General features: G+C 58.6%; 14 protein-coding genes and 1 tRNA gene. 6 read left to right on the top strand and 9 right to left on the bottom strand.

Annotation, left to right across the window (positions count from 1 at the left end):
• The first annotated feature begins 5 nt into the window (after positions 1–5).
• Entirely contained in the window at positions 6–1,934 is a 1,929-nt protein-coding gene (dxs, locus tag ACR0IY_RS11205; protein ID WP_480673232.1) for a 1-deoxy-D-xylulose-5-phosphate synthase, read from the top strand.
• 575 nt (positions 1,935–2,509) lie between these two features.
• Here dxs and ACR0IY_RS11200 read toward each other — a convergent pair.
• A tRNA-Thr gene (locus ACR0IY_RS11200) sits at positions 2,510–2,585 on the bottom strand.
• A gap of 198 nt (positions 2,586–2,783) precedes the next feature.
• Between ACR0IY_RS11200 and ACR0IY_RS11195 the strand changes: the two genes are divergently transcribed.
• Genes ACR0IY_RS11195 through arsB form a run of 4 tightly spaced genes read left to right on the top strand, consistent with a single transcriptional unit; the run spans position 2,784 to position 6,893 of the window.
• Positions 2,784–3,617 carry an arsenate reductase/protein-tyrosine-phosphatase family protein gene (locus tag ACR0IY_RS11195; RefSeq protein WP_480673230.1) on the top strand — a complete coding sequence of 278 codons (834 nt, stop codon included), beginning with the start codon at positions 2,784–2,786 and terminating at the stop codon, positions 3,615–3,617.
• A complete protein-coding gene (locus tag ACR0IY_RS11190) occupies positions 3,614–4,612 on the top strand; it encodes an ArsJ-associated glyceraldehyde-3-phosphate dehydrogenase (RefSeq protein ID WP_480673228.1) in 999 nt (332 codons plus the stop codon). Before ACR0IY_RS11195 ends, ACR0IY_RS11190 begins: the two co-directional genes overlap by 4 nt.
• Positions 4,609–5,874 (top strand): organoarsenical effux MFS transporter ArsJ, encoded by a 1,266-nt coding sequence (gene arsJ, locus ACR0IY_RS11185; protein ID WP_480673226.1) that lies wholly within the window; start codon positions 4,609–4,611, stop codon positions 5,872–5,874. The genes ACR0IY_RS11190 and arsJ overlap by 4 nt, the downstream gene beginning before the upstream one ends.
• Entirely contained in the window at positions 5,871–6,893 is a 1,023-nt protein-coding gene (arsB, locus tag ACR0IY_RS11180) for an ACR3 family arsenite efflux transporter (protein WP_480673224.1), read from the top strand. The genes arsJ and arsB overlap by 4 nt, the downstream gene beginning before the upstream one ends.
• A 52-nt stretch (positions 6,894–6,945) precedes the next feature.
• On the opposite strand, the gene ACR0IY_RS11175 is transcribed toward arsB, so the two are convergent.
• The 5 genes from ACR0IY_RS11175 to gabT form a co-directional block, all read right to left on the bottom strand.
• Positions 6,946–7,857: a phosphate acyltransferase gene (locus ACR0IY_RS11175; RefSeq protein ID WP_480673222.1), complete on the bottom strand. Its 912-nt coding sequence runs from the start codon at positions 7,855–7,857 to the stop codon at positions 6,946–6,948.
• Positions 7,851–8,966, bottom strand: a complete 1,116-nt coding sequence (buk, locus tag ACR0IY_RS11170) for a butyrate kinase (protein ID WP_480673220.1) — start codon at positions 8,964–8,966, stop codon at positions 7,851–7,853. Before buk ends, ACR0IY_RS11175 begins: the two co-directional genes overlap by 7 nt.
• 5 nt (positions 8,967–8,971) lie before the next feature.
• Positions 8,972–9,133, bottom strand: coding sequence for a hypothetical protein (locus ACR0IY_RS11165; protein WP_480673218.1), 162 nt, complete (start codon positions 9,131–9,133; stop codon positions 8,972–8,974).
• A gap of 83 nt (positions 9,134–9,216) precedes the next feature.
• Complete coding sequence (locus tag ACR0IY_RS11160) at positions 9,217–10,431, bottom strand: acyl-CoA dehydrogenase (RefSeq protein ID WP_480673217.1); 1,215 nt, start codon at positions 10,429–10,431, stop codon at positions 9,217–9,219.
• An 11-nt stretch (positions 10,432–10,442) separates the two neighbouring features.
• Positions 10,443–11,747 carry a 4-aminobutyrate--2-oxoglutarate transaminase gene (gene gabT / locus ACR0IY_RS11155; RefSeq protein ID WP_480673215.1) on the bottom strand — a complete coding sequence of 435 codons (1,305 nt, stop codon included), beginning with the start codon at positions 11,745–11,747 and terminating at the stop codon, positions 10,443–10,445.
• A gap of 133 nt (positions 11,748–11,880) precedes the next feature.
• On the opposite strand from gabT, the gene ACR0IY_RS11150 reads away from it, so the two are divergent.
• Positions 11,881–12,462, top strand: coding sequence for a cupin domain-containing protein (locus ACR0IY_RS11150; RefSeq protein WP_480673212.1), 582 nt, complete (start codon positions 11,881–11,883; stop codon positions 12,460–12,462).
• A 105-nt stretch (positions 12,463–12,567) separates the two neighbouring features.
• Here ACR0IY_RS11150 and speB read toward each other — a convergent pair whose 3' ends face one another.
• The 3 genes from speB to ACR0IY_RS11135 all read right to left on the bottom strand — a co-directional run bounded on the left by speB (position 12,568) and on the right by ACR0IY_RS11135 (position 15,658).
• Positions 12,568–13,512, bottom strand: coding sequence for an agmatinase (gene speB, locus ACR0IY_RS11145; protein ID WP_480673210.1), 945 nt, complete (start codon positions 13,510–13,512; stop codon positions 12,568–12,570).
• 67 nt (positions 13,513–13,579) lie between these two features.
• Complete coding sequence (locus ACR0IY_RS11140; protein ID WP_480673209.1) at positions 13,580–13,945, bottom strand: cupin domain-containing protein; 366 nt, start codon at positions 13,943–13,945, stop codon at positions 13,580–13,582.
• A gap of 60 nt (positions 13,946–14,005) precedes the next feature.
• Entirely contained in the window at positions 14,006–15,658 is a 1,653-nt protein-coding gene (locus ACR0IY_RS11135) for an amidohydrolase (protein WP_480673207.1), read from the bottom strand.
• Between the last annotated feature and the right edge of the window lie 53 nt (positions 15,659–15,711).

Here is a 15,711-nt window from a genome sequence, read left to right as displayed (position 1 = left end):
GCCAAATGTCTGACCGCCCGAACACCCCTCTGTTGGACCTTGTGAACCGCCCTGCGGATCTCAAGCAGTTTTCGGATGCGCAGCTAGTTCAGCTGGCACAGGAATTGCGATCCGAGACAATCTCGGCTGTGTCCGTCACCGGCGGTCATCTGGGGGCGGGGCTGGGCGTCGTTGAGCTGACGACTGCACTGCATGCCGTTTTTGATACGCCACGCGACAAGATCATCTGGGACGTTGGACATCAGTGCTACCCGCATAAAATCTTGACTGAACGACGCGACCGTATTCGCACTCTGCGCCAGAAAGGTGGGCTGAGCGGATTCACCAAACGCAGCGAAAGCCCATATGACCCCTTCGGCGCGGCGCATAGTTCAACTTCGATCAGCGCAGCACTTGGCTTTGCTGTCGCCCGCGATCTGGGCGGAGTGACACCAGAAGGGTTGGGCGACGCGATTGCCGTAATCGGCGATGGCTCGATGTCGGCGGGCATGGCCTTTGAGGCGATGAACAACGCAGGCCATTTGAAAAAACGCCTGATCGTCATCCTGAATGACAATGAGATGAGTATCGCGCCTCCGGTAGGTGCGCTGTCCAGCTACCTCTCACGTATTTATGCCGAAGAGCCGTTCCAGGATTTGAAAGCGGCCGCCAAGGGGGCTGTCTCTCTGCTGCCGGAGCCCTTCCGCGAAGGGGCTAAGCGCGCCAAGGAAATGCTGAAAGGCATGGCCGTGGGCGGCACGCTGTTTGAAGAATTGGGTTTTTCCTACCTCGGGCCGATCGACGGCCACGATATGAATCAGTTGTTGCCGGTTCTGCGCACCGTCAAAGCGCGCGCCACTGGCCCAATCCTGATCCATGTTCTGACTAAGAAGGGCAAAGGCTACGCCCCTGCCGAACAGGCCCGCGACAAGGGTCACGCCACCGCGAAATTCGATGTGGTGACGGGCAAACAGAAAAAGGCGCCATCCAACGCACCGTCTTATACCTCGGTCTTCGGCAAGACACTGGTGGAAGAGGCCGGGCGGGATGACAAGATCGTTGCCGTGACCGCTGCGATGCCGGATGGAACTGGGTTGAACCTCTTTGCCGAACGCTACCCCTCGCGCTGTTTCGACGTGGCGATTGCGGAACAGCACGGTGTGACCTTTGCAGCCGCACTGGCCGCGGGCGGGATGAAGCCGTTCTGCGCGATGTACTCCACCTTCCTGCAGCGTGGCTACGATCAGGTCGTGCATGACGTGGCCATCCAGCGGCTGCCGGTACGCTTTGCCATCGACCGCGCGGGGCTTGTGGGAGCAGATGGCGCGACCCACGCAGGATCGTTCGACATTGCCTATCTGGCCAACCTGCCGGGCATGGTTGTCATGGCCGCTGCGGATGAGGCCGAACTGATGCATATGATTGCCACCGCCGCCGCCCACGACGACGGTCCTATCGCTTTCCGTTATCCGCGGGGTGAGGGCGTCGGTGTCGATCTGCCTGAGTGCGGTGAAGTTTTGGCCATCGGCAAAGGCCGCATGATCCAAAAGGGTGCACGCGTGGCATTGCTGTCCTTCGGCACCCGGCTGGCCGAGGTTCAAATGGCCGCCGAGGCACTGTCCGCGCGGGGTATAACCCCCACCATTGCCGACGCTCGTTTTGCCAAGCCACTGGACCGTGACCTGATCCTGGAGCTGGCCGCAAACCACGAAGCTCTGATCACGATTGAAGAGGGTGCCATTGGCGGGTTTGGCAGCCATGTGGCGCAGCTATTGTCTGATGAGGGTGTGTTTGACCACGGACTGAAATACCGGTCGATGGTTCTGCCGGATACATTTATTGATCAGGCCAGCCCGGCGGATATGTACGCGGTCGCGGGGATGAGTGCTGAACAGATCGAGGCCAAAGTGCTGTCGGTTCTGGGTGTCACCACAATCGGCGAAAAACGCGCCTGAGCACCATCCAACATTTGGTCTCGGCAACGCTTTAGAACCTCAGATCGGGGGTCTTTTCCTTGGTGGCAACAGATCGTCTTAAGGTCATACAGCGCAGGGTGTCAGCGTACAGGTTCCATCTGTAGCTGAGCAAAGCGGATACTCAAACCGTCGAAATCAGTACGCTTGCGGCGCTCAGAAATCCTACCGCTGCTACGGCCGTTGCCAGCAATATGCAAAAAATTTCCAACGCGCTCAGTTTCATTTTGACCCTCATCAAAACACTCTGCGTGGCCTAGACCAATTCTGCTGTGCGGCAAAGTGGGGGTGGGTTGACGTTGCGGAAATCTGCTTTTTCAACGGCGCAATTTCGCCAAGTGGCACACTGAGACTTATGCCTCGGTTTGTGGCTGGAAACGTTTATTCTTGACGCGTAGCTCTGCTGCATCACTCTGCACACGGTATGATTTAATGAAGCGCATCGGCGTCGCGCAATTGGGAAATCCTTCATTTTTTAGCCTGCATCTGCAGTCCGCATGTTGGCCGCCGCGACCAGACCGAAGCCAGTTTTTACGTGAATCGCGCTTTTGAAAGGATGGTGCCTCAAGAGGGACTCGAACCCCCGACCTTGTCCTTACGAAGGACCTGCTCTACCAGCTGAGCTATTGAGGCAAGCGAGGGCTCGTTTAAACGGTCATGGTATTGCGTGCAAGCCTCGATATCCGTCATCACCAGGTACCGTTCACCAATTTCCCCAGCCGCAGATTTTGCGCCAACTCTTCTGCTGTCCAGCTCAGCCAAATGCGAATTTTTTGTAACGGCGCAATTCCGGTGTTGCTCAAGAAGTGTTATTTCAATAATTCATGAATTATGACAAAAGAAATTACAGATCAGCTTGCCATCCTCGGCCATCCTCAGCGCATCGCGGTGTTTCGATTGCTGGTGCGCAGATTCCCTGACGCGGTTCCCGCGGGTGAACTGGCGGCAGAGTTGGGCTTCAAGGCCAGTACCCTGTCGAATTACCTGAACGCGCTGCACCGCGCAGGCCTTGTGATGCAGCAACGGTCCGGGACCTCTTTGCTTTATTCCGCTGATATGAAGAACGTGCAGCGCATGCTGGATTTTCTGGTTCTCGATTGCTGCCGTGGCCGCCCCGACATTTGCATGCCCCTTAACCAGAAAGGTGCCACCATGACGGACCGAAAATTCAATGTGTTGTTTTTGTGCGTGGGCAATTCCGCCCGCTCGATCTTTGCAGAATCCCTACTGCGCGAACTGGGCGGAGACCGGTTCAACGTGTATTCCGCCGGAACCCAGCCATCCTCTGAGCTCAACGCATTCGCCGTGCAAGTGCTGAAGGACAAGGGCCACGACACTTCGGTTCTGCGGTCCAAGCACATGTCCGAATATGCGGTCGAGGGCGCACCGGAAATGGATTTTGTTTTTACCGTCTGTAATCAGGCCGCGAACGAAGACTGCCCGGCCTGGGAAGGTCAGCCGATCAGCGGACATTGGGGCATGGTGGATCCCGTCAAGGCCACCGGCACGGATGCCGAGAAAAGTCTGGCTTTTCAGAATGCCTACGGCGCGCTCAGACGGCGGATCGAAGCCTTCACTTCCTTACCGGTCGAAAGCCTCGACCGGATCGCATTGCAAACCGCTGTCGACGACATCGGCAGAACATCAGTTGAGAGCACGAAATGACGACGTATGCATTGAACGGGCTGGGTAGAATGGGAAAGCTTGCCCTGAAGCCCTTGCTGGAAAAAGGCGCAAAGATTGCATGGATCAATGACGCCGTAGGCGACCCCGAGATGCACGCGCATCTGTTGGAATTCGACACGGTTCATGGCCGTTGGGATGCCAGGTTCGAACATGACACCGACAGCGTTACCATCAACGGAACCCGCCTGCCATTCATTGGCACCAAAGACCTGAACTCGCTGCCTCTGGACGGGGTCGATGTGGTGATCGACTGCACTGGCGTTTTCAAGACCGAGGCCAAACTGACCCCGTATTTTGAGGCGGGCGTGAAGAAGGTTGTCGTCTCGGCTCCGGTCAAGGACGGCCCAACCGCCAATATCGTCATGGGTGTGAACGAAGGCACCTATGATCCCGCCACCCATCACATCGTGACCGCAGCATCGTGTACCACCAACTGTCTGGCTCCGGTGGTCAAAGTGATCCACGAGAATCTCGGCATTCGCCACGGCTCGATGACCACGATCCACGACGTCACCAACACCCAAACCATCGTGGACCGCCCCGCCAAGGACCTGCGCCGCGCACGTTCGGCGCTGAATTCGCTGATCCCGACTACCACGGGATCGGCCACGGCGATCACGTTGATCTACCCCGAGCTCAAAGGACGGTTGAACGGCCATGCGGTGCGGGTGCCGCTGCTGAATGCGTCGCTGACCGATTGTGTATTCGAGGTCGAGCGTGAAACCTCTGCCGAAGAGGTTAACGGGTTCTTCCAAGCGGCTGCCGAAGGGGCGTTGAAGGGTATTCTGGGCTATGAAGCACGGCCATTGGTGTCAACCGACTATACCAATGACGAACGCTCCTCGATCGTCGACGCGCCATCGACCATGGTGGTGAACGGCACGCAGGTGAAGATCTATGCCTGGTACGACAACGAGATGGGCTATGCCCACCGTCTTGTTGATGTCGCCCTGATGGTGGGTAACGCGCTGTGACCCAACAGCCCGAAGGACTGTCGGCCTATGTTGCGGTCACGGCGGCCTATTGGGCCTTTATGCTGACCGACGGAGCGCTTCGGATGCTGGTGTTGCTGCACTTTCATGCGATGGGCTTCTCGCCGGTCCAACTGGCCTATCTTTTCGTTCTCTACGAGATCGCGGGGATGGGCACCAATCTGGCCGCCGGTTGGATCGGCGCCCGGTTCGGACTGACCTCGACGCTTTATGCCGGGCTGGCCTTGCAGGTTGTGGCGTTGCTGGCACTGACCCAACTCGACCCAACCTGGGCCATTCCGGTCAAAGTGGTCTTTGTGATGATCGTGCAGGGCGCCAGCGGGGTCGCCAAGGATCTGGCCAAGATGTCGTCGAAATCCGCGGTGAAACTGTTAGCCCCCACCAAGGACGGTGGCCTGTTCCGCTGGGTTGCTATCCTGACGGGGTCGAAGAATGCGGTGAAAGGGTTGGGCTTTCTGTTGGGGGCCGGGTTGCTGGCCACATTTGGCTTTATGTGGGCCGTTCTGGCGATGGCCATCGTTCTGGGCATCATCCTGATTGCGGTTGTCCTGTTCATGCCGCCGGGCCTGCCAAAGGGGCGTAAGGGCGCGAAATTCTCGGACGTGTTTTCCAAATCCGCCAATGTGAACTGGCTATCGGCGGCGCGGGTCTTTCTGTTCGGTGCGCGCGACGTGTGGTTCGTGGTCGGCATCCCGATCTATTTCTACGCTGTGTTGTCAGATGGAACCGAAGAGGGCAATCGCGCGGCCTTCTTCATGATCGGCACGTTCATGGCCGTTTGGGTCATCCTCTATGGCGCGGTACAGGCCAGCGCACCTAAAATTCTGCGGGCCAAGGACCGTAGCGAAGGGGACCTGATCCGCGCTGCGCGCAACTGGGCTGCAGCGCTGTTCTGCGTACCGGCTGCTTTGACCGTTGCGGTGCTGCTGTCCCAGGGCCCCGAGACGTGGCTGACCGTTACCCTTGTGCTGGGTTTGTTGGCGTTTGGTGCGGTCTTTGCGGTCAACTCCTCGCTGCACTCTTATCTGATCCTGGCCTTTACCAGATCAGAGCGTGTGACCATGGATGTGGGATTTTATTACATGGCCAACGCAACGGGTCGCCTGGTGGGAACCGTCCTTTCCGGTCTGACCTATCAGATCGGAGGGTTGCCCCTCGTTCTTGGCACCGCCGCCGTCATGGTCGCGCTGGCGGCGCTGACCTCGGGCAAGCTGACCGATCAAACACATGAGGCATATACATGAGCATTTTCGAACGCTACCTGACCGTCTGGGTCGCGCTGGCCATGGTTGGCGGCGTGCTGATCGGCCTTGCCGCACCCGGGCTGGTCGGATTGATCGCCTCGGCCGAAGTGGCAAGCGTCAACCTTGTCGTGGCGCTTTTGATCTGGGCGATGGTCTATCCAATGATGGTGGGCGTCGACTTCGGCGCAGTTGCAGGCGTTGCCCGGCAGCCGCGTGGATTGATTGTGACGCTGGTGGTGAATTGGTTGGTCAAACCCTTCACCATGGCCCTGCTGGCCGTTCTGTTCTTTGACCATGTCTTTGCGCCGTGGATTCAACCCGAAGACGCCGCGCAATACACCGCTGGTTTAATTCTGCTGGGCGCGGCCCCTTGCACCGCGATGGTCTTCGTGTGGTCGCAACTGACCCGCGGGGATGCCACCTATACCCTGGTGCAGGTTTCGGTCAATGATCTGATCATGGTGGTGGCCTTCGCCCCTATCGTTGCCTTTCTGCTGGGGGTCACCGATATTTCGGTGCCCTGGCAGACGCTAGTACTGGCCACGGTTCTGTATGTCGTACTGCCCCTGATCGCCGGGTTGATCACGCGACGCAAACTTGGCTCACAACAGGCCATCGATGCTTTTTCAGCCCGCGTCAAGCCGTGGTCCGTCATGGGTCTGATCGCCACGGTAGTGATCCTGTTTGGTTTGCAAGGACAAACGATTCTGGCCAAGCCATTGGTCATCGTCCTGATTGCGGTGCCGATCCTGATCCAGAGCTACGGTATCTTTGCGCTGGCCTATGGCGCGGCCTACGCCCTGAAAGTCCCACACCGCATCGCCGCGCCCTGTGCCATGATCGGTACGTCTAATTTCTTTGAGCTGGCCGTTGCCGTGGCTATCAGCCTGTTCGGTCTGAACTCCGGTGCGGCATTGGCAACGGTGGTCGGTGTACTGGTTGAAGTGCCTGTCATGTTGTCGCTGGTGGCCTTTGCCAATCGCACCCGCGCCCGGTTTCCCGAGCCTGTGGTGGGATAAGTTTTCAGGCCAGCAAAAGCCATCACTTCGGCCGCGCGGACAGTGATGGACGTTATTGATCCGAGCCTAAGTTCACCGTCGCAGCAAGCAGCAACGCGTTGACCCGCCGGTCTGCGCCATCAGAGCGGGAGTTCAGCAGCACCGGCACCTTGGCTCCCAGTACCACCGATCCGGTTTCGGCCTGTCCGTGGAACTTCCACGCCTTTGCCACCGCATTGGCGGCATCGATATTGCTGAACAACAACAGGTCGGCATTTCCGGCAACGGGCGAGGCATCCAGCCCCTTGGTGGCAGCTGCTTTTGCGCTGACAGCCACATCGTACCCAAAAGGACCGTCCACCAGAAACCCTGGCAGATTGCCGCCAGCGGCTTCGTTTCGCAGACTGGCGGCTTGACCGGTTGCGGGCAGCGCGTCGGATTGCTTTTCAGTCGCGGCTAGGGCCGCCACCCGCGCCGTTTCGATCCCAAGGCCACGATAGAGCGGCGCGGTGTTCATAATCATCTGCCGTTTTTGATCCAGATCCGGCTGTGGCACGATTCCGTTGTCGGTTGCGGCCAGAAGCTTGGGATAGCTGGGCAACTCTGCAACGGTCACGTTCGACAGAATCGATCCCAGCCGGATGCCGGTTTCGCGATTCACGACCGCACGCAGATAAGAGGTGCTGTCGACATGGCCTTTCATCAGCACATCCGCTACACCGCTGCGCACCTGGGCAACGGCGGCCCGCGCACAGTCGGCGGCGGTATCGGACGGGATGATCTCGACCTGTCCGCGCAGGTCCTGCGGCAGGTGTCCCGCTATAATTTCGGCGTCACCTGATATTACTGCGCCCGAGGCCAGTTGGCCCTGCAACGCCATAACGACCGCTTCGATGACATTGGCATCATTGCCACCGGCCACGGCGATCCGCATAGGCCTGCCACTGGCGGCCCCGTGGCGCATTTCAGCAAAACTCTTCAGCATGGGGTCGGTCCGACGGGCCGCGCTGTATCATCGCGCCACTGCAACGGAGCCTCCTTTCCGGCCAAGGCATGCGCCGCGCCCTGGGCTAACGCCAGACATTCGTTCGATCCCGCATACACAGTGACGGGGGCCACTTTGTGTACCTTGCGGGTCAATGTTTCGACGACGCGGTCGGAAAAGGCCATGCCACCAGTCAGGATGATCCCGTGCAGATCGAAATCAGCCACCGCAGCCGATGCGCCAATGGCCTTAGCGATTTGATACAACAACGCATCGTGAATCAGGCGGGCTTTATCATCGCCCTCTGCGATCATCGCCTCGACCTTGCGCATGTCTTTTGTGCCGAGATGGGCAATAACTCCGCCCTGACCATAGAGTTTCTTCAGAAGCTCCTCTTTGGTGTATTTCCCCGAAAAACACAGTTCGATCAGCGGCAGCGGTGGCAGGCCTCCTGCACGTTCCGGGCTGAACGGAGATTGTTCCTGCCGGTTTGAACTTTCGACAATCTTCCCACCCAACATGGTCGCCACCGAAATTCCGGCGCCCATATGGGCGACGACCACGCGCATCTGCTCAAAAGGCTTGTTCAGTTCCTCAGCCAGTTTGCGTGTGCAGGCGCGAATGTTCAGCGCGTGTACAAAGCTGAAACGCGGCAGCTCGGTGCAACCGGTGACGCGCGCCACCGCCGGCAGTTCATCCACACTGACCGGATCGACAATAAAGGCGGGCACCCCATGGGTGGATGCGATGTCATGGGCCAGCGGCGCGCCAAGGTTGCTTGAGTGCTTATAGACCGGGCGATTCAGCGCAAAATCCACAAGATCTTCGTTGACCGAGATCACCCCGGCGGGCACCGGCGTCAGCATGCCGCCACGCCCAGCACAAGCCACGATGATATCGTCGCTGCGCAGAAATTCCTGCGTAAAGGCCCCAACGCATTCGGATCTATACTCCAGCTGATCCCTGATTTCGGCAAACTCGGCCATACGGATTTCGTCATGCTCCAGTGTTTTCTCGACGATGCAGGACAATCCCTCGACGCCAACGGCGTAAAGCGCGCATCGGGTTGTTGTTGTGCCGGGGTTGATGGCCAGAATAACTTTGCGCATGGAGGTTAGCCTGCAAAGCCGTAGGCGGATTTGACCACCGTCGTCAGCTTGACCGTTTTGGTGCGGGCGAACGCGGCGTGATCGAGGGTGTTATTCAGCGGCGTGTCAGCGTTTGCCGCCGCAACGTCGCGCAGCAGCCATTCGCGGTTGATAAGGTCGAATTTCATTACGTATTCCTGTGGGAAAGCAAAGGGGGCGATCCATAGCCCCCTGCGGCATGTTGCTGATTGGACTTTTCAGCGGTCAGAGACTAGGCAAACGCCTGCAGCCCGGTCTGTGCGCGACCCAGGATCAGGGCGTGCACGTCGTGGGTGCCTTCGTAGGTGTTGACCGTTTCAAGGTTGACCATGTGGCGGATCACCTGGAATTCCAGGCTGATACCGTTGCCGCCGTGCATGTCGCGAGCGTGCCGTGCAATTTCCAGCGCTTTGCCGCAGTTGTTACGCTTGATCAGCGACACCATCTCCGGCGCGGCGCTGGCCTCGTCCATCAACCTTCCCACGCGCAGGGCGGCTTGCAGGCCCAGAGTAATCTCGGTTTGCATATTGGCCAGTTTCAGTTGGAACAACTGCGTCTGAGCCAGCGGCTTGTTGAACTGTTTGCGGTCCAGACCATATTGGCGGGCACCGTGCCAGCAGGCCTCTGCCGCACCCATCACGCCCCAGGCAATGCCATAGCGGGCGCGGTTCAAACAGCCAAACGGCCCTTTCAGCCCGGCCACATTGGGCAGCAGCGCGTCCTCACCGACCTCAACCCCATCCAGAACGATCTCACCCGTGATCGAGGCGCGCAAGGACGCCTTGTTTTCGATCTTGGGTGCGCTCAGACCCTTGGTGCCCTTCTCCAGCACAAAGCCCTTGATCTTGCCGTCATGTGCCTCGGATTTGGCCCAAACAACGAATACATCGGCGATCGGTGAGTTGGAAATCCACATTTTCGACCCGTTCAGTACATAACCGCCATCGGTCATTTTCGCTGTGGTCTTCATGCCTGCCGGGTCCGAACCTGCATCCGGTTCTGTCAGGCCGAAGCAGCCGATCCATTCGCCGCTGGCCAGTTTCGGCAGGTATTTCTGGCGCTGTTTCTCAGTGCCGTAGGCATAGATCGGGTACATCACCAAGCTGGACTGCACCGACATCATCGAGCGGTATCCGCTATCGACGCGTTCGATTTCCCGCGCGACCAGACCATAACTGACATAGTTGCCGCCCAAGCCGCCGTATTCTTCAGGGATAGTGGTGCCCAGCAGGCCCATTTCGCCCATTTCGCGGAAAATCCCGGGGTCGGTGGTTTCGGTTTCGAAGGCCTGCAGAACCCGTGGCTGCAGTTTCTCCTGCGCGTAGGCATAGGCCGAGTCGCGGATCATCCGCTCGTCTTCTTCCAGCTGATTTTCCAGCAGGAACGGATCTTCCCAATTGAACGTACTCAACTCGGGGCGGCTTTGTGGTGCGGTGTCTTTAGCCATGTTCAAGTTCCTTATTGGGCCGCGATGGCAACCGCCAAGATGGCTGCTTCGATTGATGCTTCGAGAATATCCAGCGCTTCGGCCAGATGTTCTTCGGGCGTGGTCAGGGGCGGCAGCAGGCGCACCGCGTTGGCACGAGTGCCGCAGGGCAGGATGATCAAGCCACGCGCTTCGGCCTCGGCCACGATGGTCTGGGTCAATGACGGATCGGGGTTGCGGCTGGCGCGGTCGGTGACCAGTTCAAAGGCAACCATGGCACCAAGGCCGCGCACGTCGCCGATAGCTTCCATTTCCGGACGGGCTGCGATGGTTTCAAGGCGCGCTTTAATTGCCGCACCGATGCGGTTGGCACTTTCACACAGGTCTTCGTCCTCGATGATGTCCAGAACTGCATGCGCGGCGGCAACAGCCAGCGGATTCCCGGCATAGGTGCCGCCGATCCCACCAACCGGGGCGGCATCGACGACTTCGGCCCGACCTGTCACAGCCGAGAGAGGGAAGCCGCCCGCCAGACCTTTTGCCATTGTCACCAGATCTGCTGCGACACCGGCATGTTCAAAAGCGAACAACGTCCCGGTGCGTGCGATACCGGACTGAACCTCATCTGCAATCAGCAGAATGCCGTGTTCATCACAAATCTTGCGCAGCGCCTGCAGGAATTCCGGCGGTGCAATGTTGAAACCACCTTCGCCCTGAACCGGCTCGACGATCATCGCTGCAACGCGTTCGGGATCGATTGAGCTGCGCAGCAGGTTATCCAAGGCATTCAGGCTGTCCTGAACGCTGATGCCGTGAAACACATTCGGGAACGGGGCGTGGTGTACTTCTGGTGGCATGGCGCCAAACGATTTCTTATAGGGATTCACTTTACCACACAGCGCCATCCCCATCAGAGTGCGGCCGTGGAACGCGCCGGAAAATGCGATGACCCCGGAGCGGCCAGTATAGGCGCGGGCCATTTTAATGGCATTTTCGACCGCTTCGGCACCGGTTGTCACCAGCATGGTCTTTTTCGGGAAATCGCCCGGTGTCGCGGCGTTCAGCCGCTCGGCCAGTTGGATATAGCTTTCGTAGGGTGCCACGTGGAAGCAAGTATGGGTGAACTGCTCGGCCTGCGCGGCCACGGCCCGCATAATTTTGGGGTGACGATGCCCGGTGTTGTTCACCGCGATGCCAGCGGCAAAGTCGATAAATCGTTTTCCGTCCGCATCCCACAGCTCAGCATTTTCGGCTCGAATTGCATAGATTCCGCGGGTCGCCACGCCAGTTGCAACGGCTTCAGCGCGACGAGATTTCAGTGATTCAGTCTTGGTCATGGCAAGCTCCTTCAAACCAGTGAGTCGGTTCTTGGTCAATGTATTGCTCAATATATTGAGCAAATCCAGTCCAAAGTTGCATTGTATTTCACAATTCGGTACGCGTTAAATAACGGGCGAGCGGAGTTGAGCGATGACCGACGAGTTTAATGTGGGTGAAAGGCTGAAGCAGCTAAGGGTTCAGTTCGGGTTTTCCCAGAGGCAATTAGCGGAAAGCGCTGGCGTTCCGCATGGGCAAATATCAATGATTGAGACCAACAAGAGTAGTCCATCTGTCGCAAGTTTGCGCAAAATATTGGGCGGATTTGGTGTTACAATGTCCGAGTTTTTTGAGCCAGACGCCGCCAATAGTAACCAAAATTTCTTTCGACCATCCGAGCTGCGGGACCTGACGTCGCAGCTTTATCAGACCAATGAGGCCGCCCGCGAGCGGATCACGATCAAGCAAGTGGGCGACGCCAAGTTGCACGGGTTGCAGGTTTTACAGGAACGCTATGAACCGGGTGCGGATACAGGCGATACGATGCTGGAACACGAAGCCAGTGAAGGCGGTATCGTAACTGCCGGCGAGATCGAGATCACGGTCGGAACCGAAACCCGTATTCTCAAAGCCGGCGACGCATATTTGTTCAACTCTCGCGAGCCGCACCGCTTTCGCAACATTTCGGACCGGCCCGCCGAGATGATTTCCGCATGTACCCCACCCTATCTGTAGGTCTTGTCGGGTTTTCGAAGGCACAATGATATTAAGTGGATTGAGCTTGCTGGGGCGGGCGCGAAATGGGTCAGCACATGTCCGCGCCCGCCCCGGCCGTTTAGGTCAGTCGCCGTAGGGCACGCCCGGCAGAACGCAGAGCATTTCATACAGAAGATTGGCGGCGATAGTGGCCGTATTGCCCGACGGGTCATAGGGGGGTGAGACCTCGACCAGGTCGCAGCCTACCAGATTCAATCCCTTGCAACCGCGCACGATCTCCATGCCTTGTGGCGTCATGAGGCCCCCGGCTTCGACCGTACCGGTGCCGGGCGCGCAGGCGGGATCAAGGCTATCGATATCGAAGGTCAGGTAAACCGGCGTATCACCGATTTGCGCTCGGATGCGGTCCATAAGCGGGGCACAGGATTTGTACCACAGTTCTTCGGCCTGGATCACATTGAACCCCCAGTTGCGAGCGGTATCGAAATCGTCGGGGCCATATCCCGTGCCGCGCAGGCCAATCTGAAAGACCTTGTCGGCAACCAGAAGACCATCCTCATAAGCGCGGCGGAACGGGGTGCCATGGGCGATGGTTTCGCCGAACATGTGCTCGTTGATATCGGCATGGGCATCCACATGGATCATCGCCACTGGACCGTGTTTTTTATGAATCGAACGCAGGATCGGATAAGTCATGGTGTGATCGCCGCCAATTGACAGCGGGATCGCGTCGGTTTTCAGCACGTCGTCGTAAAACGCGGTGATCCGGTTAATGGTGTCCTTCAGGTCGAAGGTGTTGATTGGAACGTCGCCGATATCGGCGACCTGCAGGCCCTCGAATGGGGCGGCCTTGGTCCACATGTTATAAGGGCGCAGCATTGCGCTTTCGGCACGGATCTGGCGCGGACCGAACCGGGTACCGGAGCGGTGGCTGGTTCCGATATCCATTGGAACACCAATAAAGGCCGCATCCAGCCCCTCGGCCGTATCGGCAGCAGGCAGGCGCATGAAGGTGGTCGGCCCACCAAAACGTGGCATCTCGTTGCCGCCAAGAGGTTGGTTTTTCATGTGAGCTCTCCCTTGAATTCCTTGCAAACCGCCCGGGAGGTCCGGGCGGCTTCTGATCAATGCAAAATCAGTTCGCCATTACATAGTATTTGCGGAACTGTTCGTTTACGCGGAACTCGCCGCACCAGCCTTTGTTGACGATATAGCTGTCACCTGCGGCGTAGGTCTGGGCGGCACCATCTTCGGCGGTCAACGTGACCGAGCCCTGCAATACCTGACAGAACTCATCCGCCGGGTAGCCTTCGCCCGAGAAGACCTCGGCGTAGGGTGTGCTGTCCCAGATGCCGACCAACAGGCTGTCGCCCTTGTCGCCCATGTACGAGACTCCGGTTTCAACCGCCTTACCATCGATCACGGTGGCGGGGTCAACGACCGTGATGCTTTCCAGCGCGCCAGTGGGTCCGTTTGGGTTGAGTTTCTGTGGTTGTTTCATTGGTTTTCCTTTGCGTGTCCGCCGGGGACTGTTTTCCGTTTGAGTGGATGGGTTGGGGGATCATGACCGATAGGTCACAACGCCATTACAAATGGTGGCAGCAACCGTTACCTCGCTGGCATTCTCCGGGGTGATGACGCGGTCCAACACCACGATGTCGGCCAGCATGCCAGGTTCCAGCGTGCCGATCTCATGATCGCGGTGGCAGGCATAGGCGCCTTCGCTGGTATAAGCCGCAAGAGTGTCCTCAAAGCTAAGGCGCTCGTCCTTCAGGTCTTCGTCCCATTTTTCGCGGGTCATGGCGATACCAATGCCGGTCAGTGGGGGCAGGGCGGCAATAGGCCAGTCCGAGGAAAAACAGACACGAGCGCCAGCCTCCTTGAGCGAGCGCCAGGCATAGGCGTCAGGCCATTGGTCCCGGCCAATGATCGAGATCAGCGGCTCCAGCGGGAAATCTCCGCACCCCGGAGGATGCGGCGGATTGACGGATGCGATGACATCCAGCTCGGCAAACCGGGGCAGATCGGCCGGATCGAGAAGTTCAATATGCTCGACCCGATGGCGGTTGCCTTGCGGGCCGTTAGCCTTGCGTGCGGCTTCGTAGCCGTCCAGCACCACGCGCACCGCACCGTCGCCGATCGCATGAACCGCGATCTGGAAGCCGCGCCGGTCCAGCTCTGCCGCCAGTTCGGCAAACCGGGCCGGATCGTGAAGCGGTTCGCTTTTGTGTCCGGGTTTGTCGGGGTAGTCCTGCACCCGATACCCGGTGTGAACGTCTAGCGTGCCGTCCATGAAGAACTTGATCCGGTTGCACCACAGCATGTCGCTGTTCAGATCGCGGCGCATCTGCTCGGCGATCTCGATATTGTCATCAGGTTCACCGGGGGTGAAATGATAGGGCAGTTCCAGCCGGCAGTTCAGATCGCCCTCGGCCTCGATCTCGCGCAGAAGCTCGGCCTGATAGACGTTGCCGTCCATGTTGATGATCGTGGTGATGCCGTGCTGGGCGCAGTATTGCAGACCTTCACGCAACAGCGCCTTGTCAGCCTCGCGTGCCTCGCGGCTGACCTCGCCAGAAGGCTCCACGCCTTCCAACCCCAAGGCCTCTCGCCCGCCATGTGCCCCGAGGGACAGGACCGTACTGACTGCAGGCGGTTCGATCAGCACACCGGTGGCCTGACCGTCAGCGTCCTGTTCTATATGGGACGCCGGCCCCAGATCGCGCCCCTGCATCACGCCCGCCGCCATCAGAGCTGCGGTGTTGGCCCAGCCATTGTGATAATCGGAACTTTGCAACAGCAGCGGACGATCCGGGCAGATCGCGTCCAGAATATGCCGGTCAGCATCGCGCCCTCCGTCAAATGCGTCATAGGCCAGCCCTTGCGCAATCAGCAGGGGGGCGTCGGGGTTTTCGGCGGCAAAGCTGCGGATCGATTGCGCCAGCGCCTCAGTTCCGGTCACGTTTTCGAGTTTGAGAACCCTGAAGGAAAAGGCCCCGAAAAACAGATGCATGTGGCTTTCGATAAATCCGGGCAGCACCGTTGCCCCACGAGCATCGATCACCAGCGTGTTGTCGTCACAATGCGCCTGAATGTCCGAGTTCGATCCCATCGCTACGATACGGTTCCCGGCGACGGCAATCGCCTGGCACGCTGTCTGCTGATGATCCATCGGGCGAACGGCTGCATTGACGATTGCAACAGACAAACTCATGGCAGTGCTTTCCAAATTACTCGGTGTCAGACGCATTGAAGGATGGCAAGTTT

The organism is Ruegeria sp. BC1 (assembly GCF_056539305.1).
The sequence above is the reverse complement of the archived record's forward strand: the minus strand, read 5'-3'. Positions and strand labels throughout refer to the sequence as shown.

Bases quoted from the DNA above. Each gene is read 5' to 3' on its own strand.
- ACR0IY_RS11150 (WP_480673212.1), top strand. From the start codon at position 11,881: ATGACCGACGAGTTTAATGTGGGTGAAAGGCTGAAGCAGCTAAGGGTT.
- ACR0IY_RS11190 (WP_480673228.1), top strand. From the start codon at position 3,614: ATGACGACGTATGCATTGAACGGGCTGGGTAGAATGGGAAAGCTTGCC.
- dxs (WP_480673232.1), top strand. From the start codon at position 6: ATGTCTGACCGCCCGAACACCCCTCTGTTGGACCTTGTGAACCGCCCT.
- speB (WP_480673210.1), bottom strand. From the start codon at position 13,512: ATGAAAAACCAACCTCTTGGCGGCAACGAGATGCCACGTTTTGGTGGG.
- ACR0IY_RS11135 (WP_480673207.1), bottom strand. From the start codon at position 15,658: ATGAGTTTGTCTGTTGCAATCGTCAATGCAGCCGTTCGCCCGATGGAT.
- ACR0IY_RS11165 (WP_480673218.1), bottom strand. From the start codon at position 9,133: ATGAAATTCGACCTTATCAACCGCGAATGGCTGCTGCGCGACGTTGCG.
- ACR0IY_RS11175 (WP_480673222.1), bottom strand. From the start codon at position 7,857: ATGCTGAAGAGTTTTGCTGAAATGCGCCACGGGGCCGCCAGTGGCAGG.
- ACR0IY_RS11195 (WP_480673230.1), top strand. From the start codon at position 2,784: ATGACAAAAGAAATTACAGATCAGCTTGCCATCCTCGGCCATCCTCAG.
- gabT (WP_480673215.1), bottom strand. From the start codon at position 11,747: ATGACCAAGACTGAATCACTGAAATCTCGTCGCGCTGAAGCCGTTGCA.
- ACR0IY_RS11160 (WP_480673217.1), bottom strand. From the start codon at position 10,431: ATGGCTAAAGACACCGCACCACAAAGCCGCCCCGAGTTGAGTACGTTC.
- arsB (WP_480673224.1), top strand. From the start codon at position 5,871: ATGAGCATTTTCGAACGCTACCTGACCGTCTGGGTCGCGCTGGCCATG.
- ACR0IY_RS11140 (WP_480673209.1), bottom strand. From the start codon at position 13,945: ATGAAACAACCACAGAAACTCAACCCAAACGGACCCACTGGCGCGCTG.
- buk (WP_480673220.1), bottom strand. From the start codon at position 8,966: ATGCGCAAAGTTATTCTGGCCATCAACCCCGGCACAACAACAACCCGA.